Below are 24,390 nucleotides of genomic sequence, written 5' to 3' on the forward strand. Positions count from 1 at the left end.
TAACCCGCCGTACGCCAGTCAGCACGTTCCGTGGTCACTGTTGGCGAGTCGCGGAGTCCGCCGATGGCCCGGCCGCCTCGCGGCGACCATCTCCGCGAGCCGACCCCGCCCGCCGCGCCACCGGCACCTCCGGCACGTCGGCCACCACCGGCCCGAACTCCGGCGCATCGGCCACCATCGCCGCGAACCCCGGCGCGTCGGCCACCACCGGCCTGAACTCCGGCGCATCCGCCATCACCGGCCTGAACTCCGGCGCGTCGGCCACCATCGGCCCGATCTCCGGCGCATCGGTCGACGGCGCCGGCTGGGGCGCTCGTCGGGACAGTCGACGACGCGTCCACTCGGCCGACACCGCGACGGCCGGCAGGAGCAGGTCGACAAGGGTCAGCAGCAGCCGGGACACGACGGTGGCAACCAGCGCGGCGGGCTGGGCGACGGTCGGCCCGAGCAACAGGGGCAGGGCCACCTCCCGGGGGCCGACCCCGGCCGGGGCGACGGCCAGCAGGAACCCGACGGACCACGAACCGGCGAATGCGCCGATCGAGCGGAGCAACAGGTCGGGGCCGTCCACTCCGAGGTCGGTCAGGAGCAGCCAGAGGTGCGTACCGTAGCCGAGCCAGGTCGCCAGCGACCAGCCGACGGCCCTGCCGACGCCGCGCGGGGAGAGCGGCCGGGGCATCGGATCGCGGCGGGCCAGCCGGAGCAGCCGGGCGAGGATCCGGTTGAGCAGCGGCGGCCAGAGCAGCACCAGCACCAGCGGTACGGCCAGCAGGGTCCACCGGTAACCGACGACAGCTCCGTCGCCCAGCACCAACAGGGCGATCGCGGTGAGCAGCAGGCCGGTGCCCAGCGTGATCAGCATGGCCAGTAACGCCGCCACGGCCGACGTCCGCCCCGGCACTCCGTACGCCCGTGCGAGGCGGGCCTGGAGCAGGATCGGCCAGACCTTGCCGGGCAGGTACTTCGCCAACTGCCCGACGAAGAAGATCCGCGCCGTGCCGTACCACGGCAGGTCGGCGCCGAAGTCCGTCAGGATCGCCCGCCAGGCCAGGCAGCCGCAGAGTCCTCCGACGGCGGCGGCCAGCCCGGCCAGCACCAGGCCCGGTACGGAGAGCGCACCGAGTACGCCCGAGAACTCGTTCCACCGTCCCGCCACTGCCCAGCCGACGAAACCGAGGAGTACGGCGGTCACCACGACCTGGCCGGCTCGCCGCGCCAGGCGCCACCTGCCGGATCCACGCGGCACCACGGCACGGACGATACTCGCCGTAATGCCACCACCCCGGAGAGCCACGCGGCGCTCGGCGGTACCGCTCAGGCTCCGCGACCACGCCGGCTCAGCCGACGCCGCGAACCGGCTCCGGAACTCGACCACATCGACGTAGCGGCCGATATCGCAAACCGGCTCCGGCAAGTACGACCGACCCGGCCCGGCCGACGCCGCGAACCGGCTGCGGCGACACGACCGATCCGGCTCAGCCGACGTCCCAGACCGGCTCCGGCGTCTCGACCACCTCGCCGTCGCCCCGGAAGAGCAGGAACCGCTCGAACGACCGGGTGAACCACCGGTCGTGGGTGACCGCCAGCACGGTCCCGTCGAACGCCAGCAGCCCGGCCTCCAGGGCCTCGGCCGAGGCCAGGTCCAGGTTGTCGGTCGGCTCGTCCAGCAGCAGCAGGGTCGCGCCGGAGAGTTCCAGCAGCAGGACCAGGAACCGCGCCTGCTGGCCGCCGGAGAGCGTGCCGAACCGCTGGTCGCCCTGGCCGGCCAACTCGTACCGGTTCAGCGCCTTCATCGCGGTGTGCCGGTCCATCCCGGCCCGGTGGTCGTCGCCCCGCCACAGCACCTCGACCAGGGTCTTGTCGAGCAACTCCGGCCGGTCGTGGGTCTGCGAGAAGTGGCCGGGCCGTACCCGGGCACCCAACCGGGCCGTCCCGCCGTGCCGGACCGGGGCCAGCGCCGGGCCGCCGTCGACCGGACCGTTGGCCGGGTCCGGGTCGGTGCCGCCCCGGGCGAGCAGGCGGAGGAAGTGCGATTTCCCCGTACCGTTGGCGCCGAGCACGGCGACCCGGTCGCCGTACCAGACCTCCAGGTCGAACGGGAACGTGAGATCGTCCAGCTCGACCTGCTCGCAGACGATCGACCGCTTGCCGGTACGCCCGCCGGTCAGCCGCATCCGGATGTCCTGGTCCTTCGGCGGCACGGGCGGCGGCCCGGCCTCCTCGAACTTGCGCAGTCGGGTCTGCGCCGCCTGGTAGCGGGAGGCCATCCCGTCGTTGTACGCCGCCTTCTGTTTGTACATCAGCATCAGCTCGCGCAGCTTCTGGTGCTCCTCGTCCCAGCGGCGGCGCCGCTCCTCCAGCCGGTCGTGCCGGGCGAGCCGGGCCTCGTGCCAACTGCCGAAGCCGCCCGGGTGCACCCAGGCGCTGCCGCCCTCCACCGCGACCACCCGGTCGGCCGTCCGCGCCAGCAGTTCGCGGTCGTGCGAGACGTAGAGCACCGACTTCGCCGACTCCCGCAGCCGCCCTTCCAGCCAGCGCTTGCCCGGCACGTCGAGGAAGTTGTCCGGCTCGTCGAGCAGCAGCACCGCGTCGGTGCCGCGCAGCAGCAGTTCCAGGGCGAACCGCTTCTGCTGACCGCCGGAGAGCGTGCGTACCGGCCGTTCACGAGTCTTCTCCCAGGGCAGGTCCAGCACGATCGTGGAGACGGTGTCGAAGAGCACCTCGGCGTCGTAGCCGCCGGCCTCGCCCCACGCGCCCAGCGCCTCCGCGTACCCGAGTTGGGCCTTGCCGGCGGCGCTGCTGAACTTGCCGCGCACCTCGGCGGCGTGCAGCGCCGTCTCGGCCGCCGCCAGCCGCTCCCCCGCCGTGCGCAGCCCGGGTGACGAGAGCGAGAGTACGAGGTCGTGCAGCGTCGACTCGTCGCCGATCATGCCGATGAACTGCCGCATCACGCCCAGCCCGCCGGAGCGGGCGATGGTGCCGGCACGGGTGGGCAGATCGCCGGCCACCATCTTCAGCAGAGTGGTCTTGCCGGCGCCGTTCGGCCCGACCAGGGCGATCTTGGCGCCCTCGCCGACCCGGAAGGAGACGTCGGCGAACAACTGCCGGCCGTCCGGCAGGATGTGCCCGACTCCGGCGACGTCCACATAACCCACGTCGGCATAGTGCCGCAACAGCCGCCCCCGGCAACAGCGGGTTTCGACGCCGGACCTGCCCGACCCGTCATCGCGGATGACGCGACGGTCACCGGATCGCCCGACCGTCAGCAGATCGCCCGACGGTCCAGCGGATTGCCCGACCGTCAGCAGATGACGCGACGGTCCAGCGGATCGGACGACGGTCAGCGGGTGAGCCTCAGCACCCGGTAGCCCTTCTGGCTGGCATGCCGCTCGACCCGCCAGCCCTGCTCGACGAGCCAGCGCTGGAGCGAGTCGCCGCCGAGATGCCGGGCCACCACCAGCCACGCCACGCCGTCCGGCGCCAGCCGGGGCAGCCAGCGCCGCAGCATGGCGTGCAGCTCGTCCTTGCCGACCCGGATGGGTGGGTTCGACCACAGTTGTGCGATGGAGAGGTCGTCGGGCACCTCGTCCGGCGCGGCGACGCGTACCCGGTCGGCGAGGCCGAGCCGCTGGGCGTTCTCGGTGGTGAGTTCGCGGGCCCGGGCGTTGACGTCCACCGCCCAGACCGTCGCGGTGGTCGCCCGACTGGCGAGCACGCAGGTGATCGGCCCGTACCCGCAGCCCAGGTCGAGCAGTACACCGGTGGTCTCCGGACCGGGCAGCTCGGCCTTGCGCAGCAGTACCGCGGTGCCCGAATCGAGCCGATCGGCGGAGAAGACCCCGGCCGAAGAGCTCAGCGAGTAGTCGCGGCCCTCGACGGAGAACGCCACCGTACGCCGGTCGGCGCTGGTCGCGGGCTCGGTGCTGAAATAGTGGTCGCCGGTCACGTCACGCATTCTCGCCTACCGCGTCGGCGCCCGCGCCGGTGGTCGTACTCGGGGCCCTGCCCGTCTTCCGGGCAAATGCCCACTCTCTCACCAACTGTGACTCATCCGTGGAGGCGCGCCGTTCGGCATTTCCGTTACCCTGTGCGACATGGTTTATGGGCGCGGACCCGGACCGGGCGGCGGGCCGCCACGGTCTCGACGAGATCCCGCCGATCAGCCTTCGGCCGATTCGGATCCGGTGGCCGGTCCGCCACCGGGGCGGGCCGGCCGGCGCCGGTCTGGAGGCGACCGGCCGGACCCGCTGCCAGCGGCAACCCGGTTCGGTCCGTCCACTCCGGAGCCTTCCGGCCCCGACTCCTCCGCCGGCTGGTCGATCGACGCCCCGGGGCGCTCCGCCGACCGTCCAGGTCGGTCAACAGCCTCTCCCGACCGCTCTCCCGAGGCACCCGGCCGATACCCGGAGCCGCAGGGCCGGCACGCGGACGGGCCACCCGGGCGACGCCCCGACGGACCAACCCACGGCCGGTACGCCGACACCCCACCCGCGCACGCCCTGGACGACCGCGTCCACGCCCCGGACCACCGCAGCCGTGGACTGGACGACCGTGGTCGCGGGCTGGACGGCCCTGGTCGCGCACCGGACGGGCCACCCGGGTACGGCCCGGACGGACCTGGACGGTCGGCAGAGACCCCCGGCCGTTCTCGGCGCGCTCGACACGGCGCTGGGGAACCTGACATCCCCGGATTGGGTCACGGCTATCCGCCGGCAGACATTCCCGGTCGTGACCCATTGTCACCGCCCGGTGGCCGGAACCGCGATCGTTCAGCGGTGGACCCCCCCGGTCACGACCGGCTGCCCCCGGTCGGCCCGACGCACGCCGCGCGCCCGGCCGGCGCCGGGCGCCATCTGGCCGCACCGGTGGACGGGCCGCCGCACGCTATCCGCCCCGCTCCGGGAGCCGGCCGGCCCGCCACCGCCGACCGACCCGCCCCAGACGACCGGATGGGCCCGGGAAGCCGGCCCGGACCGGACGACCGGATGGGCCCGGGAAGCCGGCCCGGACCGGACGACCGAATGAACCCGGGTGGCCGAACCGGACCGGACAACCACATCGGTGCCGGCAACCGGCTCGCACCCGACGACCGGATGGCCCCCGGCGACCGGCCTCGACCGGGCGACCGGATGGGCCCCGGCAGTCGGCCGATACCGGGCAGCAGGATCGCCCCCGACGACCGACCCGGTCCCGACAGCAGGCCCGGCTCTGGCGGTCGTCCGAACCGGGCGGGTGGCCGGCCAGGCCCGGACGCGGGTGGCCGGCCAGGCCCGGACGGGCCGGTCTCGGGCGCCGAGCCGTTCGGCTCGCCCCGCAGCGTTTCGGGTCCGGCCGCACCCGGGATCGCCGATTCCCGCGAGCGTGGTCCGGTGGGCCGACGCCGGGCCCAGACCGATTCCCCACTGCCACCCGACGGTCCGTACCGGCCGGGTTCCGGGGAGGGGCCGCTCGCCGGGACACGGCCCGCCCCGGCGCCACGGCAGCGTCGCGCTCCCTCGGACGATCGGAACGCTCTCCGGCCCGGCCCTCCCGAGCCCGCCGCACCACGCGGTGGACGGCGCAGGGCCGCCGACGATCCGGCGGACCGTACCGGTGACCGGGGCACCCCGGCCGGCCCGCCGCTGGACCGGGCAACGCCGCTGCGTCCAGGGCACGAGAATCCGGGCGTACGCCGTCCCGGCGGGCCCGCCCGCTCCGAGGCACCCGCCGACCGGGCAGGTACCCGTGGACCCGCCGGACCGGCCCGCTCCGGCCCGCCCCCGACGTCCGGCGGGGCACCGCCGGAGCCGCCACGAACCCGATCGGGAGGTCCCGGCCCGACCGCCCTGCCCCGGCCCGACGCCGAGCCGGGCAGGCCGGGACAGGTCGGCCCGCCGGCCGGACGCCGATCCAGGAACGCCGGAACTCCACCGGGCCCGTCGGGCGGCCCGCGTCCAGGTATGGCACCGGACCGCGCACCCGGCTCACCCGCCGGGCCACGCTCGGGACCGCCCGGGCCGGCACCGGTCGACCGAGCCCCAGGCTCACCCGCCGGCCCACGCTCTGGGCCACCCGGCACCCCGCCACTCGACCGAGCCCCGGGCTCGCCCGCCGGTGCGCGATCCGGGCCCACGCCGGACCGTGCACCACGATCACCCGCCGGGCCACAGTCCGGCCCACGCTCCGGGCCGCCCGTCGGCCCGCGCACCGGGCCACCCGGTGCCGCACCACCGAACTCACCCGCCGGACCACGTGCCGGCGCCTCACCCGCCGGACCCCGTACCGGTGGCTCCGCACCGGAGCGCGCGGCGCGATCGGCCGCCGACCCACGCTCCGGACCACCGGGCAACGCGCCACTCGACCGGGCCCCGGGGTCACCCGCCGGGCCACGCAGCGGACCCCCACTCGACCGGCCGGCTGGCCCGCGCGGCGGACCGCCACTCGACCGTGCTCCCGGCTCACCCGCCGGACCGCGCTCCGGACCACCGGCCGGAGCCGGCCGGCCAGGGCCGTCGGGGCAGGGCGGTCGTACCGGGCCATCCGCCGCCGCGTCCCCGGCGTCCCCGGCCCGCGCCCCGGAGCGGGCGCCCAAGTCGGCCGCGTCCGTTCCGCCCGCTCCGGCGCCGGCCACCACACCAGGGAAACCGGCTCCCGGCTCGGCCCTCGCCATCGTCGCGTCGCCGTCCGGCGGCGCCGGCACACCGGCTCGGAGCAGCAAGCGGACCTGGCAGTTGGTGATCGGCTCGCTCGGCGTACTGCTCCTGCTCGGTATCTGCGGGCTCAGTTCCTATTTCTTCGTGGTCGACGAACCCGTCGGGCGGGACTCCCGGGCGGCCGACGGTGCCGACGCGGTCGCCGCACCTCGGGACATCAGCTCGCGTACCGCCGACCCGACCCCGCTGACCGTCAAGGAGGTCTTCCCGGACGGCAAGCAGGTGCCGATCGACATCGACCAGAGCCCGTACGACCTGCTGAAGACCCAGGAGTCGGAGGACTGCAAGCTCGTCGCCGACGGCCAGGTGGCCACCGTACTGGCCGATGCCGGGTGCAGTCAGTTCGTCCGTGGCACCGTACGCTCGCCCACCGGCTCGTACGTCGCGACCGCCGGGATAGTGAACCTGGCCGACGAGGCGGGCGCGACGTCGGCACGCGAGAAGATCAAACCGATCGTGGACGGTCGGAAGGGGCGGTTCCTCGGGCTGTCCGCCGGCCGGGACACCGACGCCGTCACGGCCGCCTCGGCACAGGCCGGCTGGCACGTCCGCGGACACTTCCTGATCTACTGCGTCGTCGCCAAGACCGACGGCAAGACCATCGGCGAGGATGACCTGTTCGCCCGGCAGATCCTCTCCGACATGATCGAGGTGCACCTGCGGGGCAAGGTGCTCGACCGGCGCACCATCGCCTCGTCGGCGCCACCCAGCCCCACACAGTCCGACTGACCACGTCCCGGCCCCCGGACACCCTCGGAACGCCGAGCCGGGCCACCGGGGACGCCGAGCCGGGGCACCGAGGGCACCGACCCGGTTCGCCGGAAGCAGCGCGAAGCCGGGGCGGGACTCCGGCCGGGACGAGACTCCGGCCGGTTCAGGCCGAGGCGGTGAGCCGGAGTCGACGGGTACGCAGTGCGCGGTCGGCGTACTCCGCCGGGTCGGCGGGATAGCCGACCGCGACCAGGGTCAGCCCGTGCGGCGGTACGACGCTCACCTCGCTGGCCCGCTCCCGGCGCCCCAGCAGGCCACCGGGCCAGTCGACCGGGCGTCGCCCGTCCCCGGCCACCAGCATCGCCCCGACCAGGCTGCGCACCATCGACTGGCAGAACGCGTCGGCCTGCACGGTCGCCACCAGCACACCGTCCGGCTCCCGCCGCCAGTCCAGCCGGGTCAGTTCCCGGATCGTCGTGGCGTGCTCCTTGCGCCGGCAGTACGCCGCGAAGTCGTGCTCGCCGACCAGCCCCGCAGCGGCCTCGTTCAACGCCGTCAGGTCCAGCGGGCGGGGCCAGGCGAGCACCTCGTGCCGGCGCAGCGGCTCGGCCCCGTACGGGGCGTCGGTGACCCGGTACTCGTAGCGCCGGAAGGTGGCCGAGAACCGGGCGTCGAACGCGGCCGGTACCTCGGTGACCGCCCGCACCCGGACGTCCGGCGGAAGCAGCCCGGCGAGCCGGCGCAGCAGCGTGTCCGCCCACTGCCGCCACACCTCGGTCGGCAGGTCCAGGTGACAGACCTGCCCGCTGGCGTGCACTCCGGCGTCGGTACGCCCGGCCACGGTCAGCCCGGTGGCCCGCCCCGGCCCGAGGATCCTGGTCAGCTCCTCGACCAGTACCCCGGCGACGGTACGTCGACCGGGCTGGGCGGCCCAGCCGGAGAAGTCACCGCCGTCGTAGGCGACGTCCAGGCGTACCCGGGTCTGCTCTTCATCCACCTCGTGCTCCACGGCCGGCTCCAGATATGCCGCAGCCCGACACCCCCGCGGGGATGCCGGGCCCGGCGTCGTTCCTCGGTGTTACTTGTTGTCCGCCTCGTCGGTGTCCTCGCGGGCCTCCGGGGTGTCGCCGGAGCGCGACTCCGGCGCCTCGGCGTCCTGGTCGGCGGCCGACGAGGAACGCGGGGTCTCCTCGTCCGGGGCGAGCGCCTCGACCTTGTCCTGCTGCGCCGCCTTGCGGGCGGCGGTCTTCTTCGCCGGCGCCGGCGGCGCCTCGACCAGTTCCTCGACCAGCTCGATGATCGCCATCGGCGCGTTGTCACCCTTGCGCGGGACCGTCTTCACGATCCGGGTGTAGCCACCGGGGCGGTTGGCGAACCGGGGGGCGATCTGGTCGAACAGGGTGAAGACCACGTCCTTGTCCCGTACGACGGTCAGCACCCGGCGCCGGGACGCCAGGTCACCCCGCTTGGCCTTGGTGATGAGCTGCTCCGCGAGCGGGCGGAGCCGCTTGGCCTTGGTCTGGGTGGTGGTGATGCGGCCGTGCTGGAACAGCGCGGTGGCCAGGTTGGCCAGGATCATCCGCTCGTGCGCGGGGCTACCGCCGAGGCGGGGGCCCTTGGTGGGCGTGGGCATTCTTGGTGCTCCTCAATAGTGGGTGGCCGGATCTCCAGTGGGTGGCCGGATCTCCGGCTAGCCCCGGACTAAAGCTGCTCGGTCTCGCGGTAGTCGTCGGTGTCGTAGTCGGCCTCGCCGAACGAGTCGACGACGTGCGCCGGGTCGAAGTTGGGCGCCGAGTCCTTCAGGCCCAGCCCCATGCCGGCGAGCTTCATCTTGACCTCGTCGATCGACTTCTGACCGAAGTTCCGGATGTCGAGGAGATCGGCCTCGGTACGCCCGATGAGCTCGCCAACCGTGTTGATGCCCTCGCGCTTGAGGCAGTTGTAGGACCGGACGGTGAGGTCCAGCTCCTCGATCGGCAGCGCCAGGTCGGCCGCGAGCTGCGCGTCCTGCGGCGACGGGCCGATGTCGATGCCCTCGGCGCTCTCGTCCAGCTCCCGGGCCAGCCCGAAGAGCTCGACCAGGGTGGAGCCGGCGGAGGCGAGCGCGGTACGCGGCCCGATCGACGCCTTGGTCTCGACGTCGATGATCAGCCGGTCGAAGTCGGTACGCTGCTCGACCCGGGTCGCCTCGACCCGGTACGTCACCTTCAGCACCGGCGAGTAGATCGAGTCGACCGGGATCCGGCCGATCTCGGCACCCGCCTGCTTGTTCTGCGCGGCGGTGACGTAGCCCCGACCCCGCTCGACGGTCAGCTCCATGTCGAGCCGGCCCTTGCCGTTCAGGGTGGCGAGCTTGAGGTCGGCGTTGTGCACGGAGACACCGGCCGGGGGCTGGATGTCACCGGCGGTGACGTCGCCGGGGCCCTGCTTGCGCAGGTACATGCTGACCGGCTCGTCGTGGTCGGAGCTGACGCAGAGCTCCTTCACGTTCATGACGAGCTCGACCACGTCCTCCTTGACCCCCGGGATGGTGGTGAACTCGTGCAGCACACCGTCGACCTTGATCGAGGTGACCGCCGCGCCCGGGATGGAGGAGAGCAGGGTCCGCCGGAGCGAGTTGCCCAGGGTGTACCCGAAACCCGGCTCGAGCGGCTCGATGGTGAACCGGGACCGGGTCTCGCTGATCGACTCCTCGGTGAGGGTCGGCCGCTGGGTGATGAGCATGTTGTTTCCTTTTCGTTCGGGGCACCCGCTATTTGATGCCCAAACTGATGTCCGGCGCTCCGCACCGGCTCCCGACGGCAGGGCCGGGAACCGGTGCGGAAACGCCAGGAACCGCTACTTCGAGTAGAGCTCGACGATCAGCTGCTCCTGGACCTGGGTGTCGATGACGCCCCGGGCCGGAAGCGAGTGGATCAGCACCTTCATCTGGCTGGGGATCGCCTCCAGCCAGGCCGGCACCGTCTTCGAGCCAGCCTCGGCCTGCGCCACGATGAACGGCGTCAGCTCCTTGGACTTGGCCCGGACCTCGACGATGTCGTGCTCCTTCACCCGGTACGACGGGATGTCGACCTTGCGGCCGTTCACCGTCAGGTGACCGTGCTTGACGAGCTGCCGCGCGTGGTCGCGGGACTTCGCCAGGCCGGCCCGGTAGACGACGTTGTCGAGCCGGGACTCGAGGATCTGGAGGAGGATCTCGCCGGTCTTGCCCTTCTTGGCGACGGCCTCCTCGTAGTACCCGCGGAACTGCTTCTCCAGCACGCCGTAGACGCGGCGGGCCTTCTGCTTCTCACGAAGCTGGAGCAGGTATTCCGTCTCCTTGGTGCGGCCCCGGCCGTGCTGCCCGGGCGGGAACGGCCGGGACTCGAACGGGCACTTCGGGCCATCGCACTTGCTGCCCTTGAGGAACAGCTTCATCTTCTCCCGACGGCAACGGCGGCAGTCGGCACCGGTGTAACGAGCCATGTTCTTCGTCTACCTCTCAGACCCGACGACGCTTCGGCGGACGGCACCCGTTGTGCGGCTGCGGCGTGACGTCGGCGATCTGGCCGACCTCCAGCCCGACGGCCTGCAGCGAACGGATGGCGGTCTCCCGGCCGGAGCCGGGGCCCTTGACGAACACGTCGACCTTGCGCATGCCGTGCTCCATGGCCCGACGTGCGGCGGCCTCGGCGGCCAGCTGCGCGGCGAACGGAGTCGACTTGCGGGAACCCTTGAAGCCCACCTGGCCGGCGGAGGCCCAGGAGATGACGGCACCGGTCGGGTCCGTGATGGAGACGATGGTGTTGTTGAACGTGCTCTTGATGTGCGCCTGCCCGTGGGCGACGTTCTTGCGTTCCTTGCGCCGGACCTTCTTGACGGCGGCCCCGGCGCGAGCCTTCGGTGGCATAAGTCTGTGCGCTCCTAGTTGACTTTCCGGTACGGGTTGGAGTCCGGCCTACCTCGGCGGATGCCGACCCGGATTCCGGAGAACTTATCCGGTGCGGGTTGGAGTCCGGCCTACCTCGGCGGACGTTGACCCGAATCCCGGAGAACTTCCCGGTGCGGGTTGGAGTCCGGCCTAGCTCGGCGGATGCCGACCCGGATTCCGGTTAAGTTCTACTTCTTGCCGGGCTTCTTCTTGCCGGCGACGGTCCGCTTCGGGCCCTTCCGGGTCCGCGCGTTGGTACGGGTCCGCTGGCCACGGACGGGCAGGCCCCGGCGGTGCCGGATGCCCTCGTAGCAGCCGATCTCGACCTTGCGGCGGATGTCAGCAGCGACCTCGCGGCGTAGGTCACCTTCTACCTTGTAGTTGGCCTCGATGTGGTTCCGGAGCTGGACCAGCTCCTCGTCCGTGAGGTCCTTGGCGCGCTTGTCGGGGGAGATGCCGGTGGCGGCGAGCGTCTCGACCGCGCGGGTCCGACCGACCCCGAAAATGTAGGTAAGCGCGATCTCCAGCCGCTTCTCGCGGGGAAGATCGACGCCGGCTAGCCGTGCCATGTGCGGGCGTACTCCTCGGAATTCTTCGCGGAGGTCTGCACCCACCCCACCCCGCCTGCCCTAAACCGGCGGGCCCCGGCCTCCGACCGGGGGTCGGCCACGACTGCGCTATCGCTTGGCGATCTCGCCGCTCGCGGCTGGGACGAGCTTGTGTTGTTGTACGGGACCTGCGGCCCGGACTTTCCGACGACTCCGCCGGCACGTGGCCGGCGGGCGTGGCTCAGCCCTGGCGCTGCTTGTGGCGCGGGTCGGTGCAGATGACCATGACCCGGCCGTGCCGGCGGATCACCCGGCACTTGTTGCAGATCCTCTTGACGCTCGGCTTGACCTTCACGGTTGCCTTACTTTCCCACTCTGCCCGGCAGCGCGCTGACGCCGTCGAGTCTTGAGGACGGACACGGACACCCGGCCGTCGTCAGACAGTTCGTGAACCCCGGACCGACGGACGGCCCGGCGCCGTTCACTTGTAGCGGTAGACGATTCGCCCTCGGGTCAGGTCGTACGGCGAGAGTTCGACGACGACCCGGTCCTCGGGCAGGATGCGGATGTAGTGCTGCCGCATCTTGCCGCTGATGTGAGCCAGCACCTTGTGACCGTTGGCGAGCTCGACCCGGAACATGGCGTTCGGGAGTGGCTCGATCACTCGGCCCTCGATCTCGATGGCTCCGTCTTTTTTCGGCATGTCCTCCGCTGTCCTGACGTCGGTTACTCCGGACGGCTCACAACGCCTTTCCCGGATGGAGAACATCCGAGCCAGCCGCGGCTCCGGGCCCACCGAAGCGCTGGTGGGCATGCCGGAGTGGACGCTGTGCGCCGATCAGCCAGTGTACGCGCGCCCGCACGCCAGCGCCAACCCGGGGACTCCCAGGTCGTCGTACCGGACGAAGGCGACTATATCAGGCAGGTTCTTCCTGACCGGCCTGCTCGCCCCGGCGGCGATTCCGTTTCTCGATCTTGGCCTGCCGCTTCGCTTCCCGCTTGGCGGCCCACCGCTGCGGCTCCCCGTTCGCCAACCCGGTCACGGTGCCGACGAGCAGCACCGCGCCCAGCGGCCCGGCCACCCAGACCGGCCAGAAATAGAGCCAGTCGGTCGCGATCAGGGAGGTGATCGCCCAGATCACCACCACGACGGTGACCACACCGACGTAGCCGTCCCAGGTGTCGGCCAGCCAGGCCCGGGTGGCGCCCGGGTAGCGCCCGTCCGGACCGCGCCGGAGCGCCGGGGCAGCCGCCCCGTCGGCGGGGACCAGTTGGGCCCGGTCGACCGGTACCGTCCCAGGCAGGTCGTCGAGGAGTCCGTCGAAGTCCGCGTACGTCTTGGCGGCGTACGCCCGCTGGAGCCGGTCCTCGTACTCGCCGAGGTCGAGTCGGCCCTCGTTGAGCGCGCGCAGGAGTTGGTCGGCCACCGCCGCGCGATCGGAGTCCGCGGCGCGCATCTGGTCCCGCCGGTCCATACCTACGAGGATGCCACTCCCCGGCCACCGTCGACGACCTGCGCCCGTCCGGCCGTCACGGGCGGCAGGCGGGGCCTCAGGCCGAGGACTGGGCCGGCTCCCGGGCGGTCACCAGGTCGCCGAGCCGGGCCCGGCCGCCGTCCGGGGCGGTCAGCACCCAGACACCGTCGTCCAGCAGCGCCATCGTGTGCTCGACGTGGGCCGCGATCGACCCGTCCCGGGTGATCACCGTCCAGCCGTCGTCCAGTTCCACGGTCCGGGGCGAGCCCAGGGTCACCATCGGCTCGATCGCCAGCGCCATCCCGGGTACCAGCTTGGGGCCACGGCCGGGCCGACCGTGGTTGAGCACGTGCGGGTCCTGGTGCATCTCGGTGCCGATGCCGTGCCCGCCGTACCCCTCGACGATGCCGTAGCGGCCGGCGGCCCGGACGGCGCGCTCCACCGCGTACGAGATGTCGGTCAGTCGGCCGCGACCGCTGAGCATGCCGCGCGCTGCGGCCCGGATCCCGGCCCACATCGCGTCCTGCGCGACCTCGGCCATCCGGAGCAGTTCCGGGCGTACCTCGCCGACTCCGACGGTGATCGCGGCGTCGCCGTGCCAGCCGTCGAGGATCGCGCCGCAGTCGATCGAGATCAGGTCGCCGTCCCGGAGCACCTGGGTGGGGGCCGGGATGGCGTGCACGACCTGTTCGTTGACCGAGGAGCAGATCGACGCCGGATAGCCGTGGTAGCCCTTGAACGACGGGGTGCCGCCGGCCTCCCGGATCACCGACTCGGCGATCGCGTCGAGGTCGGCGGTGGAGACGCCGGGCGCCACGGCTGCCCGCATCCGGTCCAGTGCCGCCGCGACGACCAGCCCGGCAGCGCGCATCAGCTCGATCTGCTCCGGGGTCTTCAGCTGGATGTCCAGCTGGGGACGGCGCATGGTGCCCAGCCTATCCGCCGTACGACCGCAGGGCGTCGATAGCCCGGACGGTGACGTCCTCGACCGGCCCGGTGGCGTCGATGCCGACGAGCTTGCCCTGCGCGCCGTAGTAGTCGATCAACGGTGCGGTCTTGCTGGCGTACTCGCGCAGCCGCTCGGCGATCGTCTCCGCCTTGTCGTCGTCCCGCTGGAACAGCTCCCCGCCGCAGCGGTCACAGATCCCCTCGACGGAGGACGGGTCGAACTCGATGTGCCAGACCTTGCCGCAACCCCGGCAGGTACGCCGGCCGGAGAGCCGCCTGATCACCTCGTCGTCGTCGACCACCAGCTCCATCACGAGGTCGAGCGCCGTGCCGAGGTCGGCCAGCAGCTTGTCCAGCGCGGCGGCCTGCGGAGTGGTCCGCGGGAAGCCGTCGAGCAGGAACCCCTCGGCGGCGTCCGGCTCGGCGAGCCGGTCCCGGACCATGTTGATGGTCACCTCGTCCGGTACCAGCTTGCCGGCGTCCATGTAGCGCTTCGCCTCGACACCCAGTGGGGTGCCCTGCGACACGTTGGCCCGGAAGATGTCCCCCGTCGAGATCTTGGGCACGGCGAGGTGGGCGGCGATGAACTCGGCCTGGGTCCCCTTGCCCGCCCCGGGGGGACCGACCAGAACGAGTCGCATCTACCGCAGGAACCCTTCGTAGTTCCGCTGCATGAGCTGGCTCTCGATCTGCTTCACGGTCTCCAGCCCGACGCCGACCATGATCAGCACAGCGGTGCCACCGAACGGGAAGTTCTGGAACTGCTGGTTGTCCAGCCAGATGAAGAAGAAGTTCGGCAGGATCGAGATCAGGCCCAGGTAGAGCGCGCCCGGGAGGGTGATCCGGCTCAGGATGAAGTCGAGGTAGTCGGCGGTCGGCTTGCCGGGCCGGATGCCCGGGACGAACCCGCCGTACTTCTTCATGTTGTCCGCGACCTCGGTCGGGTTGAACGTGATCGAGACGTAGAAGTACGTGAAGAAGATGATCAGCAGGAAGTAGACGCTGATGTAGGTCGGGCTGTCCGGCTGCACCAGGTGGTTCTGCACCCAGGTCTGCCAACCGTTGAGGTTGTTCTGGTCGAAGAACTGGAGCAGCAGGGTCGGCAGGTAGAGCAGCGACGAGCCGAAGATGACCGGGATCACACCCGCCTGGTTGACCTTGAGCGGGATGTAGGTCGAGGTGCCGCCGTACATCCGCCGGCCGATCATGCGCTTGGCGTACTGGACCGGGATCCGGCGCTGCGCCTGCTCGATGAAGACGACCGCGGTGATGACCACCAGGACCAGCACCAGCACCAGGCCGAACATCGCCCAGCCCTTGTTGTTCTTGATCGTCCAGCCCTCGCTGGGGAGCCGGGCGGCGATCGAGGTGAAGATCAGCACGGACATGCCGTTGCCGACGCCCCGGTCGGTGATCAGCTCGCCGAGCCACATCACCATGCCGGTGCCGGCGGTCATCGTGATCACCAGGACGGTCACGGTCAGCCAGCTCGGCAGGCCGGTGCCCTCCGGGATGATCGGGAACTCCTGGCACATCCCGTTGAAGAGCTGGCCGGACCGGGCCAGCGCCACGAACGCCGACGCCTGGAGGACGCCCAGGCCGAGGGTGAGGTACCGGGTGTACTGCGTGATCTTCGCCTGGCCGGACTGGCCCTCCTTGCGGAGCGCCTCCAGCCGCGGGATGACCACGGTGAGCAGCTGCAGGATGATCGAGGCGGTGATGTAGGGCATGATGCCCAGCGCGAAGACCGACAGCGACAGCAACGCGCCGCCGGAGAACAGGTTGAGCAGGTTGAAGACACCGTTGCCCTCACCCGACTCCATGGTCTGGATGCACTTCTGCACGTTGCCGTAGGAGACGCCCGGGCTGGGCAGCGTCGCACCGAGCCGGTAGACCGCGATGATGCCTACTGTGAACAGCAGCTTCTTGCGCAGGTCAGGCGTGCGGAACGCACTGAGAAAGGCGGAGAGCAACTTCTTCCTCCTGCGCGAGGCGGGCCGCCGGTGGTTCCTGGCGGGACGGGGTGGTTGTCGGGTGGTGGACCCGATACCCATAGCTGGGATCGGACTCTAACAGTCCGGCGCGCTCCCGGGCAGATCCACCCGGAGAACATTCACCGCTTCCGATGTTAACGGGGCGAATGGCCCCCCACGAGGTCGTGGCGCCCGCCAGTTGCCGTGAACTGAGCGAGCGCCCCGACCGCGATGTCCCTACAGCTCCGTCGCCGAGCCGCCGGCAGCGGTGATCTTCTCCTTGGCCGACGCACTGAACGCGTGCGCCGACACCTGGAGGGCGACCCCGCCCAGCTCCCCGGTACCGAGAACCTTCACCGGCTGACCCTTGCGGACGGCGCCGGCCTGGACCAGCTCCTGCGGACCGACCTGGCCGCCCTCCGGGAACAACTCGGCGAGCCGGTCCAGGTTGACCACCTGGAACACGACCTTGAACTTGTTCTTGAAGCCCTTCAGCTTCGGCAGCCGCATGTGGATGGGCATCTGCCCACCCTCGAACGCCGCCGAGATGTTCTTCCGGGCCTTGGACCCCTTGGTACCGCGACCGGCGGTCTTCCCCTTGGAACCCTCACCGCGACCCACCCGGGTCTTCTCGGTCTTGGCTCCGGGGGCCGGGCGCAGGTGGTGGACCTTGATCGTCATTACTCGACCTCCTCGACCTTCACGAGGTGGCTCACGGTGAAGATCATGCCCCGAATCTCGGGGCGGTCCTCCTTGACCACCACGTCGTTGATCCGCTTGAGACCGAGCGACCGCAGCGACTCGCGCTGGTTGTGCTTGGTCCCGATGCCGGACCGGACCTGGGTCACCTTCAGGCGTGCCATCAGGCCGTCACCCCCGCCTGGGCCGCCAGCATGGCGGCCGGGGCGACGTCCTCTACCGGCAGACCCCGACGCTTCGCGACCGCCTCCGGCGACTCCAGCCCCTTCAGGGCGGCGACGGTGGCGTGCACGATGTTGATCGGGTTGGACGAACCGAGGCTCTTGGAGAGCACGTCGTGGATGCCCGCGCACTCCAGCACGGCGCGGACCGGACCACCGGCGATGACACCCGTACCGGCGCTGGCCGGCTTGAGCAGCACCACACCGGCGGCGTCCTCGCCCGTCACCGGGTGCGGGATCGAGGCACCGATCCGGGGCACCTTGAAGAAGTGCTTCTTGGCCTCCTCGACACCCTTGGCGATCGCCGCGGGCACCTCCTTGGCCTTTCCGTAGCCCACCCCGACCGTGCCGTCGCCGTCGCCCACGATCACGAGGGCGGTGAAGCTGAAGCGACGACCACCCTTCACGACCTTGGCAACCCGGTTGATGGCGACGACCCGCTCAAGGTGCGGCGTCTTCTCGGCGGGCGCGTTTCCGCGACCGCCCTCACGGCGGTTGTCGCGGCGACCACCCTCGTTGCCACCGGACCCGCCGCCACGGCGCTGTTGACCTGGCATCAGCAGCTTTCCTCTCTCATCGTGACGGGGTTAGTTTCGATCCTCGTCTGACTGCGCATCAGATGCCGTCAGAACTCGAGCCCGGCTTCGCGGGCCGCGTCGGCCAGCGCAGCGATCCGCCCCGCGTACTGGTTGCCACCGCGGTCGAAGACGACCTTGTCGATACCGGCCGCCTTGGCCCGCTCGGCGACGAGCGCGCCGACCTTGCCCGCCAGGGCGCTCTTGTCGCCCTCGCTGCCCCGGATCGAGTCGTCCATGGTTGAGGCGTAGACCAGCGTGTGGCCCTTGCCGTCGTCCACGATCTGCGCGGTGATGTGCCGCAGCGAGCGGGTGACCACGAGCCGCGGCCGCTCGGCGGTGCCGGTGACGGTCTTGCGGACCCGGAAGTGCCGACGCGCCCGCCCGATGGCGCGCTTGGCGGCGACTCCGCGGCGACGCTTGAGCAGTGTGGCGGTCACTTCTTACCTGCCTTTCCGGCCTTGCGGCGAATGACTTCGCCCTGGTACTTGACGCCCTTGCCCTTGTACGGCTCCGGCGGACGGATCTTCCGGATGTTGGCGGCGACCTCACCGACCTGCTGCTTGTCGATGCCGGCCACGTGGAACAGGGTGGGCCGCTCGACGGTGAAGGTGATTCCGGCCGGGGCCTTCACCTGCACCGGGTGCGAGAAGCCGAGCGCGAACTCCAGGTCGCTGCCCTTGGCGGTGACCCGGTAACCGGTGCCGGCGATCTCCAGGGTCTTGCGGTACCCCTCGGTCACCCCGACGATCATGTTCGCGACCAGCGTACGGCTCAGGCCGTGCAGCTCCTTGGCCTTGCGCTCGTCGTTGGGCCGGCTGACGTGCAGCTGGCCGTCCTCGCCCCGCTCGGCCTTGATCGGCTCGGCCAGGGTGTGCGACAGCTCGCCCTTCGGCCCCTTGACCTTGACGGTCGAGCCGTCGATGGTCACCTCGACGCCGGACGGCACCGGGATCGACTTACGTCCAATACGCGACATTTCTCTCAGTCTCCCGTTACCAGACGAAGGCGAGGACTTCCCCGCCAACGCTCCGCTTGCGGGCCTGCCGGTCGGTCAGCAGTCCCTGGGACGTCGAAATGATCGCCACGCCCAGTCCACCGAGCACCCGCGGGAGCCCGTCCGACTTGGCGTACACCCGGAGGCCGGGCTTGGACACGCGCTTGATGCCGGCCAGGCTCCGCTCGCGGTTCTGGCCGTACTTCAGCTCGACGACCAGTCGCTTGCCGACGGCGCCCTCCTCGGGCTCCTCGACCGCCCAGGTCGCGATGTAGCCCTCGGCCTTGAGGACCTCGGCGATGTTCGCCTTGATCTTCGAGTAGGGCATCGTCACCCGGTCGTGGTACGCCTGGTTGGCGTTACGCAGACGCGTCAGCATGTCTGCGATCGGGTCGGTCATCGTCATGGATCTCGTCAGCCTTTCTCGCCGGGGTTCCCAGGGCAGTGGCCCGGGCCTACGGCGTTGCGATCCTCGCCCCGGATATCGGTCGGGACGTGGCTGGGCCCAAAGCGGGTGGCGTCACGGTGCTCGCTCCGCCACCCACGGATGGGGCGCAGTGTCACCAGGAAGCCTTCGACACGCCGGGCAGCTCACCACGGTGGGCCATCTCCCGGATGCACACCCGGCAGAGGCCGAACTTGCGGTAGACCGCCTTCGGCCGACCGCACCGCTGGCAGCGGGTGTACGCGCGAACCGAGAACTTCGGCTTCGCGGCGGCCTTGAGGATCAGCGCCTTCTTCGCCATATCAGTCCTCAGTTCTCCTTGTTTCGATCAGTCACGGCCGCTCAGCTCTCCTTGAACGGGAAGCCGAGGAGCTTGAGCAGCGCCCGGCCCTCGTCGTCGGTCTTGGCGGTGGTCACCACGGTGATGTCCATGCCCCGGACGCGATCGATCCGGTCCTGGTCGATCTCGTGGAACACCGACTGCTCGGTCAGGCCGAACGTGTAGTTGCCGTTCCCGTCGAGCTTGCGCCCGTCCAGGCCGCGGAAGTCGCGGATCCGGGGCAGCGCGATCGAGAGCAGCCGGTCCAGGAACTCCCACATCCGGTCGCCCCGCAGGGTCACCTTGGCGCCGATCGGCATGCCCTCGCGGAGCTTGAACTGCGCGATGGACTTGCGGGCCCGGCGTACCTGCGGCTTCTGGCCGGAGATGGTGGCCAGGTCGCGTACGGCGCCGTCGATCAGCTTCGCGTCCCGGGCGGCCTCGCCGACACCCATGTTGACGACGATCTTGACCAGCCCGGGCACCTGCATCGGGTTCCCGTACTGGAACTGCTCGCGGAGCTGGCCCACGATCTCTTCGCGGTACCGCTGCTTGAGCCGGGGCAGCGTCTTGGTCTCGGTTGCCGTCATCACAGGTCCTTACCGGTGCTACGCGCGATGCGGACCTTCTGGCCACCCTCGTCGAACCGGTACCCGACGCGGGTCGGGTTGCCGTCGGAGTCCAGGACCATCACGTTCGAGACGTGGATCGCTGCCTCCTGGGTGACGATGCCGCCGGTCTTCGCACCGCGCTGGGTGGTGCGGATGCGGGTGTGCTTCTTGACCCGGTTCACGCCCTCGACCAGGACCTTGTCCTGCCGCGGGTAGGCCGCGATGACCTTGCCCTTGGCACCCTTGTCCTTGCCGGCGATGACGATGACCGTGTCGCCCTTCTTGACCTTCACGGTTTACAACACCTCCGGCGCGAGCGAGATGATCTTCATGAACCGCTTGTCCCGCAGCTCACGGCCAACCGGGCCAAAGATACGGGTACCGCGCGGGTCGCCACCATCCTTGATGATCACGGCCGCGTTCTCGTCGAATCGGATGTACGAGCCGTCCGGCCGCCGCTTCTCCTTCGCGGTGCGGACGACGACCGCCTTGACGACGTCGCCCTTCTTCACACCGGCACCGGGAATGGCGTCCTTGACCGTGGCCACGATGACGTCGCCGATGCCCGCGTAGCGCCGACCGGAGCCACCGAGCACCCGGATGCACAGGATCTCCCGGGCACCCGTGTTGTCGGCGACACGCAGTCGCGACTCCTGCTGAATCACGTCTATCTCCTATGTCTGCCAGTTCTCAGCCGGCGGACTTCCCGGCCCTGCCTTCGTTGACCGAAGTCCGTGCCGGCTGAGCTTGGCGGAACCCTTAGCCTGCGGTACGGCTGTTACTTGGCCTTCTCGAGGATCTCCACGACCCGCCACCGCTTGGTGGCGGACAGCGGACGGGTCTCCATGATCAGAACCCGGTCGCCGGTGCCGCACGCGTTCTGCTCGTCGTGCACCTTCAGCTTGCTGGTGCGGCGCATGACCTTGCCGTACAGCGCGTGCTTGACCCGGTCCTCGACCTCGACGACCACGGTCTTTTCCATCTTGTCGCTGACCACGAGGCCCTCACGGACCTTGCGCTGGGCCCGCGCCTTCGCGGTGGTTTCTTCGCTCATGATGCAGTCACCTCAGTCGGCGCGGCCGAAAGCCCAAGCTCACGCTCACGCATGATCGTGTAGATCCGGGCAATCTCCCGGCGGATGACCTGGAGCCGGCGGTTGTTGTCCAGCTGTCCGGTCGCCGACTGGACGCGGAGGTTGAACAGCTCCGCCTTGGCCTCCCGGAGCCGGCTGACCAGCTCCTCCTCGGAGAGCTCACGCAGCTCGCCGGCTTTCACGCCCGCGGCCATCAGCTTTCACCCACTTCGCGCGTCACAATGCGGCACTTCATCGGGAGCTTGTGGATCGCGCGACGCATCGCCTCTCGCGCGATCTGCTCGTTGGGGAAGGACATCTCGAAGAGCACCCGCCCCGGCTTGATGTTGGCCACCCACCACTCGGGCGAGCCCTTACCGGAACCCATCCGGGTTTCGGCCGGCTTCTTGGTCAGGGCCTGGTCCGGGAAGACCGTGATCCAGACCTTGCCACCACGCTTGATGTGCCGGGTCATCGCGATACGGGCCGCTTCGATCTGCCGGTTGGTCAGATACGCGGACTCGAGCGCCTGGATTCCGAACTCGCCGAACACCACCCGGGTGCCACCCTTCGCCGCGCCGTGGCGGTCGGGGTGGTGCGGCTTGCGGAAGCCCTTCGGGGGCTTACGCGGCATCAGCATCTGTCAGCCCTCCTGCGCTGAGCTGTCCGTTCCGGCGGAACCCGCCGGAGTCGCCGCGGCGGTAGCCGGCGCGGCGCTGTCGTTCGTCGCCTCGGCGGGCGTACCGGAGATCTCCGCCTGCGCGGCCCGGCCCGCCTCGGTGCCACCGGCAGTGGTGCCGGAGGAACCGGAACGGCCACGACGCGGCCGGTCGGGACGGTCGCCCCGCTCGCGGCGCGGACGCGCCGGACCCGCCTCGGCCGGGGCCTCCCGGCCGGGTACGGCGTCGCCCTTGTAGATCCAGACCTTCACGCCGATCCGGCCGAAGGTGGTCCGGGCCTCGAAGAAGCCGTACTCGATGTTGGCCCGCAGCGTGTGCAGCGGCACCCGACCCTCGCGGTAGAACTCGGTACGGCTCATCTCGGCGCCGCCGAGCCGGCCGGAGACCTGCACCCGGATGCCCCGCACGATCGGGTTCTTCATCGCGGACTGCATGGCCTTACGCATCGCCCGGCGGAAGCTGACCCGGCTGGAGAGCTGCTCGGCCACGCCTTGCGCGACGAGCTGCGCGTCCGACTCCGGGCTCTTCACCTCGAGGATGTTGAGCTGCACCTGCTTGCCGGTCAGCTTCTCCAGCTCGCCACGGATCCGGTCGGCCTCCGCGCCCTTCCGGCCGATGACGATGCCCGGCCGGGCAGTGTGGATGTCGACCCGGACCCGGTCCCGGGTCCGCTCGATGTCGACCTTGGAGATGCCGGCCCGCTCCAGGCCCTTGGACATCATCCGCCGGATCTTGACGTCCTCGGCGATGTAGTCCTTGTAGAGCTTGTCCGCGTACCAGCGGGACTTCCAGTCGGTCGAGATGCCGAGCCGGAACCCGTGCGGGTGAACCTTCTGACCCATTACTCGGCACCCTCCGTCTTGCTCTGCGTCTCCGCGCTCTCGCTCGTCGACCCGGTCTCGGCCGGCGCGGTCGCCTTGGCCGGAGCGGCCTTCTTCGCCGCGCCCCGGCCGCCGCCCGGCGCCGCCGGTGCGACGGCCTCCACCGCGATGGTGATGTGGCAGGTCCGCTTGCGGATCCGGTACGCCCGGCCCTGCGCCCGCGGCTGGAAGCGCTTCATCGTCGGGCCCTCGTCCACGAACGCCTCGCTGACGAGCAACGCGTCGGGGTCCAGCCGCTCGTTGTTCTCCGCGTTGGCGATCGCGCTCGCGAGCACCTTGTAAACCTGCTCACTCGCCGCCTGCGGCGCGAACTGCAGCACCGTGAGCGCCTCCTTCGCGGGCAGACCGCGGACGAGGTTGACCACCCGGCGCGCCTTGGTCGGCGAGATGCGCACGTGTCGCGCAACCGCCCGCGCGCCCGGAAGCACCGGAGCGTCGCCCTTTACTGGCATCGCTGAAACCCCTTGATCCTTTATCCGTGGTCGGCGCTCAGCGCCGGCGGCTCTTCCGGTCGTCCTTCTCGTGACCCTTGAACGTACGGGTCAGCGCAAACTCACCGAGCTTGTGGCCGACCATCGCCTCGGTGATGAACACCGGGACGTGCTTGCGCCCGTCGTGCACGGCGATCGTGTGCCCGAGCATGTCGGGGATGATCGTCGAGCGGCGCGACCAGGTCTTGATGACGTTCTTCGAGCCCTTCTCGTTCTGCGTCTCCACCTTCTTGAGCAGGTGGTCGTCGATGAACGGGCCCTTCTTCAGGCTGCGAGGCATGTCTACCTATCTCCCTTAGCCGCGCTTACGGGTGGCGTAGCGGCGGCGGACGATGAGGCGGTCGCTCGCCTTGCCCTTCTGCCGGGTACGACCCTCGGGCTTACCCTGCGGGTTCACCGGGTGACGACCACCGGAGGTCTTACCCTCACCACCACCGTGCGGGTGGTCGACCGGGTTCATCGCCACACCACGGACGGTCGGGCGACGACCCTTCCAGCGCATCCGGCCGGCCTTGCCCCAGTTGATGTTTGACTGGTCGGCGTTGCCGATCTCGCCGATGGTGGCCCGGCAGCGCACGTCCACCCGCCGGATCTCGCCGGAGGGCATCCGCAGCGTGGCGTACGCCCCCTCCCGGCCCAGCAGCTGGATGCCGACGCCGGCCGAACGGGCCAGCTTGGCGCCACCGCCCGGGCGCAGCTCCACCGCGTGGATGGTGGAACCGACCGGGATGTTGCGCAGCGGCAGGTTGTTGCCCGGCTTGATGTCGGCGCCCGGACCGGACTCGACCCGGTCGCCCTGCTTCAGGTCCTTCGGCGCGATGATGTACCGCTTCTCGCCGTCGGCGTAGTGCAGCAGCGCGATCCGCGCGGTGCGGTTCGGGTCGTACTCGATGTGCGCGACCTTCGCCGGTACGCCGTCCTTGTCGACCCGCTTGAAGTCGATCAGACGGTACTGGCGCTTGTGCCCGCCACCGTGGTGCCGCGTGGTGATCCGGCCGTGGGCGTTACGCCCGCCCTTCTTCGGCAGCGGAACCAGCAGCGACTTCTCCGGCGTCGACCGGGTGATCTCGGCGAAGTCGGCGACGCTGGAGCCACGCCGGCCCGGCGTCGTCGGCTTGTACTTACGGATAGCCATTGTCTAT

33 protein-coding genes are annotated in these 24,390 nt (G+C 70.7%); 1 reads left to right on the top strand and 32 read right to left on the bottom strand.

Going from position 1 to position 24,390, the window contains the following annotated elements; genetic code table 11:
* Positions 1 to 34: 34 nt before the first annotated feature.
* The 3 genes from Pen02_RS22730 to Pen02_RS22740 form a co-directional block, all read right to left on the bottom strand.
* Entirely contained in the window at positions 35 to 1,249 is a 1,215-nt protein-coding gene (locus Pen02_RS22730; protein WP_203868097.1) for a lysylphosphatidylglycerol synthase transmembrane domain-containing protein, read from the bottom strand.
* 226 nt (positions 1,250 to 1,475) lie between these two features.
* Positions 1,476 to 3,155 (bottom strand): ATP-binding cassette domain-containing protein, encoded by a 1,680-nt coding sequence (locus Pen02_RS22735; RefSeq protein WP_203868098.1) that lies wholly within the window; start codon positions 3,153 to 3,155, stop codon positions 1,476 to 1,478.
* Positions 3,156 to 3,340: 185 nt separating this feature from the next.
* Positions 3,341 to 3,946, bottom strand: a complete 606-nt coding sequence (locus Pen02_RS22740) for a class I SAM-dependent methyltransferase (RefSeq protein ID WP_203868267.1) — start codon at positions 3,944 to 3,946, stop codon at positions 3,341 to 3,343.
* Between the two features lie 2,764 nt (positions 3,947 to 6,710).
* Here Pen02_RS22740 and Pen02_RS22745 point away from each other — a divergent pair.
* Positions 6,711 to 7,421, top strand: coding sequence for a hypothetical protein (locus Pen02_RS22745; RefSeq protein ID WP_203868099.1), 711 nt, complete (start codon positions 6,711 to 6,713; stop codon positions 7,419 to 7,421).
* Between the two features lie 145 nt (positions 7,422 to 7,566).
* Here Pen02_RS22745 and truA read toward each other — a convergent pair whose 3' ends face one another.
* From truA to rplB, 29 genes are all read right to left on the bottom strand, one after another.
* Complete coding sequence (gene truA, locus Pen02_RS22750; RefSeq protein WP_203868100.1) at positions 7,567 to 8,400, bottom strand: tRNA pseudouridine(38-40) synthase TruA; 834 nt, start codon at positions 8,398 to 8,400, stop codon at positions 7,567 to 7,569.
* An 81-nt stretch (positions 8,401 to 8,481) separates the two neighbouring features.
* Positions 8,482 to 9,036, bottom strand: coding sequence for a 50S ribosomal protein L17 (gene rplQ, locus Pen02_RS22755; protein ID WP_203868101.1), 555 nt, complete (start codon positions 9,034 to 9,036; stop codon positions 8,482 to 8,484).
* A 68-nt stretch (positions 9,037 to 9,104) separates the two neighbouring features.
* Positions 9,105 to 10,127, bottom strand: a complete 1,023-nt coding sequence (locus Pen02_RS22760; protein WP_101368124.1) for a DNA-directed RNA polymerase subunit alpha — start codon at positions 10,125 to 10,127, stop codon at positions 9,105 to 9,107.
* 114 nt (positions 10,128 to 10,241) lie between these two features.
* Positions 10,242 to 10,868 carry a 30S ribosomal protein S4 gene (gene rpsD, locus Pen02_RS22765; protein WP_203868102.1) on the bottom strand — a complete coding sequence of 209 codons (627 nt, stop codon included), beginning with the start codon at positions 10,866 to 10,868 and terminating at the stop codon, positions 10,242 to 10,244.
* Between the two features lie 16 nt (positions 10,869 to 10,884).
* Positions 10,885 to 11,292 (bottom strand): 30S ribosomal protein S11, encoded by a 408-nt coding sequence (gene rpsK, locus Pen02_RS22770; RefSeq protein WP_030329919.1) that lies wholly within the window; start codon positions 11,290 to 11,292, stop codon positions 10,885 to 10,887.
* A gap of 209 nt (positions 11,293 to 11,501) precedes the next feature.
* Entirely contained in the window at positions 11,502 to 11,882 is a 381-nt protein-coding gene (rpsM, locus tag Pen02_RS22775; RefSeq protein WP_203860657.1) for a 30S ribosomal protein S13, read from the bottom strand.
* Positions 11,883 to 12,102: 220 nt separating this feature from the next.
* Positions 12,103 to 12,216: a 50S ribosomal protein L36 gene (gene rpmJ, locus Pen02_RS22780; RefSeq protein WP_012184307.1), complete on the bottom strand. Its 114-nt coding sequence runs from the start codon at positions 12,214 to 12,216 to the stop codon at positions 12,103 to 12,105.
* 126 nt (positions 12,217 to 12,342) lie between these two features.
* Entirely contained in the window at positions 12,343 to 12,564 is a 222-nt protein-coding gene (gene infA, locus Pen02_RS22785; RefSeq protein ID WP_007073013.1) for a translation initiation factor IF-1, read from the bottom strand.
* Between the two features lie 214 nt (positions 12,565 to 12,778).
* Positions 12,779 to 13,336 carry a DUF1707 SHOCT-like domain-containing protein gene (locus tag Pen02_RS22790; protein ID WP_372445644.1) on the bottom strand — a complete coding sequence of 186 codons (558 nt, stop codon included), beginning with the start codon at positions 13,334 to 13,336 and terminating at the stop codon, positions 12,779 to 12,781.
* A gap of 76 nt (positions 13,337 to 13,412) precedes the next feature.
* Positions 13,413 to 14,261: a type I methionyl aminopeptidase gene (map, locus tag Pen02_RS22795; RefSeq protein ID WP_203868103.1), complete on the bottom strand. Its 849-nt coding sequence runs from the start codon at positions 14,259 to 14,261 to the stop codon at positions 13,413 to 13,415.
* 10 nt (positions 14,262 to 14,271) lie between these two features.
* Positions 14,272 to 14,925, bottom strand: coding sequence for an adenylate kinase (locus Pen02_RS22800; RefSeq protein ID WP_203868104.1), 654 nt, complete (start codon positions 14,923 to 14,925; stop codon positions 14,272 to 14,274).
* Positions 14,926 to 16,257, bottom strand: a complete 1,332-nt coding sequence (gene secY / locus Pen02_RS22805; protein WP_203868105.1) for a preprotein translocase subunit SecY — start codon at positions 16,255 to 16,257, stop codon at positions 14,926 to 14,928.
* Between the two features lie 237 nt (positions 16,258 to 16,494).
* On the bottom strand, positions 16,495 to 16,938 hold the full coding sequence (rplO, locus tag Pen02_RS22810; protein ID WP_203868106.1) for a 50S ribosomal protein L15: 444 nt from the start codon (positions 16,936 to 16,938) through the stop codon (positions 16,495 to 16,497).
* Entirely contained in the window at positions 16,938 to 17,120 is a 183-nt protein-coding gene (gene rpmD / locus Pen02_RS22815; RefSeq protein WP_013735939.1) for a 50S ribosomal protein L30, read from the bottom strand. Before rpmD ends, rplO begins: the two co-directional genes overlap by 1 nt.
* A complete protein-coding gene (gene rpsE, locus Pen02_RS22820; RefSeq protein WP_101368132.1) occupies positions 17,120 to 17,734 on the bottom strand; it encodes a 30S ribosomal protein S5 in 615 nt (204 codons plus the stop codon). The genes rpmD and rpsE overlap by 1 nt, the downstream gene beginning before the upstream one ends.
* A 68-nt stretch (positions 17,735 to 17,802) precedes the next feature.
* Entirely contained in the window at positions 17,803 to 18,192 is a 390-nt protein-coding gene (gene rplR / locus Pen02_RS22825; RefSeq protein ID WP_203868107.1) for a 50S ribosomal protein L18, read from the bottom strand.
* On the bottom strand, positions 18,189 to 18,731 hold the full coding sequence (gene rplF, locus Pen02_RS22830; RefSeq protein WP_203868108.1) for a 50S ribosomal protein L6: 543 nt from the start codon (positions 18,729 to 18,731) through the stop codon (positions 18,189 to 18,191). Before rplF ends, rplR begins: the two co-directional genes overlap by 4 nt.
* Positions 18,732 to 18,747: 16 nt before the next feature.
* Entirely contained in the window at positions 18,748 to 19,155 is a 408-nt protein-coding gene (gene rpsH / locus Pen02_RS22835; protein WP_091426388.1) for a 30S ribosomal protein S8, read from the bottom strand.
* Between the two features lie 154 nt (positions 19,156 to 19,309).
* Positions 19,310 to 19,495 (bottom strand): type Z 30S ribosomal protein S14, encoded by a 186-nt coding sequence (locus Pen02_RS22840; RefSeq protein WP_007073023.1) that lies wholly within the window; start codon positions 19,493 to 19,495, stop codon positions 19,310 to 19,312.
* 41 nt (positions 19,496 to 19,536) lie between these two features.
* A complete protein-coding gene (gene rplE, locus Pen02_RS22845) occupies positions 19,537 to 20,106 on the bottom strand; it encodes a 50S ribosomal protein L5 (protein ID WP_372445645.1) in 570 nt (189 codons plus the stop codon).
* Positions 20,103 to 20,417, bottom strand: coding sequence for a 50S ribosomal protein L24 (rplX, locus tag Pen02_RS22850; RefSeq protein WP_203868110.1), 315 nt, complete (start codon positions 20,415 to 20,417; stop codon positions 20,103 to 20,105). The genes rplE and rplX overlap by 4 nt, the downstream gene beginning before the upstream one ends.
* A gap of 3 nt (positions 20,418 to 20,420) precedes the next feature.
* Entirely contained in the window at positions 20,421 to 20,789 is a 369-nt protein-coding gene (gene rplN / locus Pen02_RS22855; RefSeq protein WP_089244879.1) for a 50S ribosomal protein L14, read from the bottom strand.
* A 113-nt stretch (positions 20,790 to 20,902) separates the two neighbouring features.
* The gene (gene rpsQ / locus Pen02_RS22860; protein ID WP_203868111.1) at positions 20,903 to 21,178 is read right to left on the bottom strand and encodes a 30S ribosomal protein S17; all 276 of its coding nucleotides are present in this window, start codon (positions 21,176 to 21,178) and stop codon (positions 20,903 to 20,905) included.
* Positions 21,175 to 21,411, bottom strand: a complete 237-nt coding sequence (rpmC, locus tag Pen02_RS22865) for a 50S ribosomal protein L29 (RefSeq protein ID WP_101368138.1) — start codon at positions 21,409 to 21,411, stop codon at positions 21,175 to 21,177. Before rpmC ends, rpsQ begins: the two co-directional genes overlap by 4 nt.
* Entirely contained in the window at positions 21,411 to 21,836 is a 426-nt protein-coding gene (rplP, locus tag Pen02_RS22870) for a 50S ribosomal protein L16 (RefSeq protein WP_192765393.1), read from the bottom strand. The genes rpmC and rplP overlap by 1 nt, the downstream gene beginning before the upstream one ends.
* Positions 21,837 to 21,839: 3 nt before the next feature.
* Positions 21,840 to 22,718 (bottom strand): 30S ribosomal protein S3, encoded by an 879-nt coding sequence (gene rpsC / locus Pen02_RS22875; RefSeq protein WP_203868112.1) that lies wholly within the window; start codon positions 22,716 to 22,718, stop codon positions 21,840 to 21,842.
* The gene (gene rplV / locus Pen02_RS22880; RefSeq protein WP_203868113.1) at positions 22,718 to 23,209 is read right to left on the bottom strand and encodes a 50S ribosomal protein L22; all 492 of its coding nucleotides are present in this window, start codon (positions 23,207 to 23,209) and stop codon (positions 22,718 to 22,720) included. The genes rpsC and rplV overlap by 1 nt, the downstream gene beginning before the upstream one ends.
* Positions 23,210 to 23,246: 37 nt before the next feature.
* Positions 23,247 to 23,528: a 30S ribosomal protein S19 gene (gene rpsS, locus Pen02_RS22885; protein WP_101368142.1), complete on the bottom strand. Its 282-nt coding sequence runs from the start codon at positions 23,526 to 23,528 to the stop codon at positions 23,247 to 23,249.
* 15 nt (positions 23,529 to 23,543) lie between these two features.
* Entirely contained in the window at positions 23,544 to 24,383 is an 840-nt protein-coding gene (gene rplB / locus Pen02_RS22890) for a 50S ribosomal protein L2 (protein WP_203868114.1), read from the bottom strand.
* Positions 24,384 to 24,390: the final 7 nt, after the last annotated feature.

This window comes from Plantactinospora endophytica (assembly GCF_016862915.1).
Classification (GTDB): Bacteria; Actinomycetota; Actinomycetes; order Mycobacteriales; family Micromonosporaceae; genus Plantactinospora; species Plantactinospora endophytica.

Excerpts from the sequence above, each read along its gene's own strand:
- rplQ (WP_203868101.1), bottom strand. The coding sequence starts at position 9,036 with ATGCCCACGCCCACCAAGGGCCCCCGCCTCGGCGGTAGCCCCGCGCAC.
- Pen02_RS22760 (WP_101368124.1), bottom strand. The coding sequence starts at position 10,127 with ATGCTCATCACCCAGCGGCCGACCCTCACCGAGGAGTCGATCAGCGAG.
- rpsD (WP_203868102.1), bottom strand. The coding sequence starts at position 10,868 with ATGGCTCGTTACACCGGTGCCGACTGCCGCCGTTGCCGTCGGGAGAAG.
- rpsK (WP_030329919.1), bottom strand. The coding sequence starts at position 11,292 with ATGCCACCGAAGGCTCGCGCCGGGGCCGCCGTCAAGAAGGTCCGGCGC.
- rpsM (WP_203860657.1), bottom strand. The coding sequence starts at position 11,882 with ATGGCACGGCTAGCCGGCGTCGATCTTCCCCGCGAGAAGCGGCTGGAG.
- infA (WP_007073013.1), bottom strand. The coding sequence starts at position 12,564 with ATGCCGAAAAAAGACGGAGCCATCGAGATCGAGGGCCGAGTGATCGAG.
- Pen02_RS22790 (WP_372445644.1), bottom strand. The coding sequence starts at position 13,336 with ATGGACCGGCGGGACCAGATGCGCGCCGCGGACTCCGATCGCGCGGCG.
- map (WP_203868103.1), bottom strand. The coding sequence starts at position 14,261 with ATGCGCCGTCCCCAGCTGGACATCCAGCTGAAGACCCCGGAGCAGATC.
- Pen02_RS22800 (WP_203868104.1), bottom strand. The coding sequence starts at position 14,925 with ATGCGACTCGTTCTGGTCGGTCCCCCCGGGGCGGGCAAGGGGACCCAG.
- rplO (WP_203868106.1), bottom strand. The coding sequence starts at position 16,938 with ATGACGATCAAGGTCCACCACCTGCGCCCGGCCCCCGGAGCCAAGACC.
- rpmD (WP_013735939.1), bottom strand. The coding sequence starts at position 17,120 with ATGGCACGCCTGAAGGTGACCCAGGTCCGGTCCGGCATCGGGACCAAG.
- rpsE (WP_101368132.1), bottom strand. The coding sequence starts at position 17,734 with ATGCCAGGTCAACAGCGCCGTGGCGGCGGGTCCGGTGGCAACGAGGGT.
- rplF (WP_203868108.1), bottom strand. The coding sequence starts at position 18,731 with ATGTCGCGTATTGGACGTAAGTCGATCCCGGTGCCGTCCGGCGTCGAG.
- rpsH (WP_091426388.1), bottom strand. The coding sequence starts at position 19,155 with ATGACGATGACCGACCCGATCGCAGACATGCTGACGCGTCTGCGTAAC.
- Pen02_RS22840 (WP_007073023.1), bottom strand. The coding sequence starts at position 19,495 with ATGGCGAAGAAGGCGCTGATCCTCAAGGCCGCCGCGAAGCCGAAGTTC.
- rpsQ (WP_203868111.1), bottom strand. The coding sequence starts at position 21,178 with ATGAGCGAAGAAACCACCGCGAAGGCGCGGGCCCAGCGCAAGGTCCGT.
- rpmC (WP_101368138.1), bottom strand. The coding sequence starts at position 21,411 with ATGGCCGCGGGCGTGAAAGCCGGCGAGCTGCGTGAGCTCTCCGAGGAG.
- rplP (WP_192765393.1), bottom strand. The coding sequence starts at position 21,836 with ATGCTGATGCCGCGTAAGCCCCCGAAGGGCTTCCGCAAGCCGCACCAC.
- rpsC (WP_203868112.1), bottom strand. The coding sequence starts at position 22,718 with ATGGGTCAGAAGGTTCACCCGCACGGGTTCCGGCTCGGCATCTCGACC.
- rplV (WP_203868113.1), bottom strand. The coding sequence starts at position 23,209 with ATGCCAGTAAAGGGCGACGCTCCGGTGCTTCCGGGCGCGCGGGCGGTT.
- rpsS (WP_101368142.1), bottom strand. The coding sequence starts at position 23,528 with ATGCCTCGCAGCCTGAAGAAGGGCCCGTTCATCGACGACCACCTGCTC.
- rplB (WP_203868114.1), bottom strand. The coding sequence starts at position 24,383 with ATGGCTATCCGTAAGTACAAGCCGACGACGCCGGGCCGGCGTGGCTCC.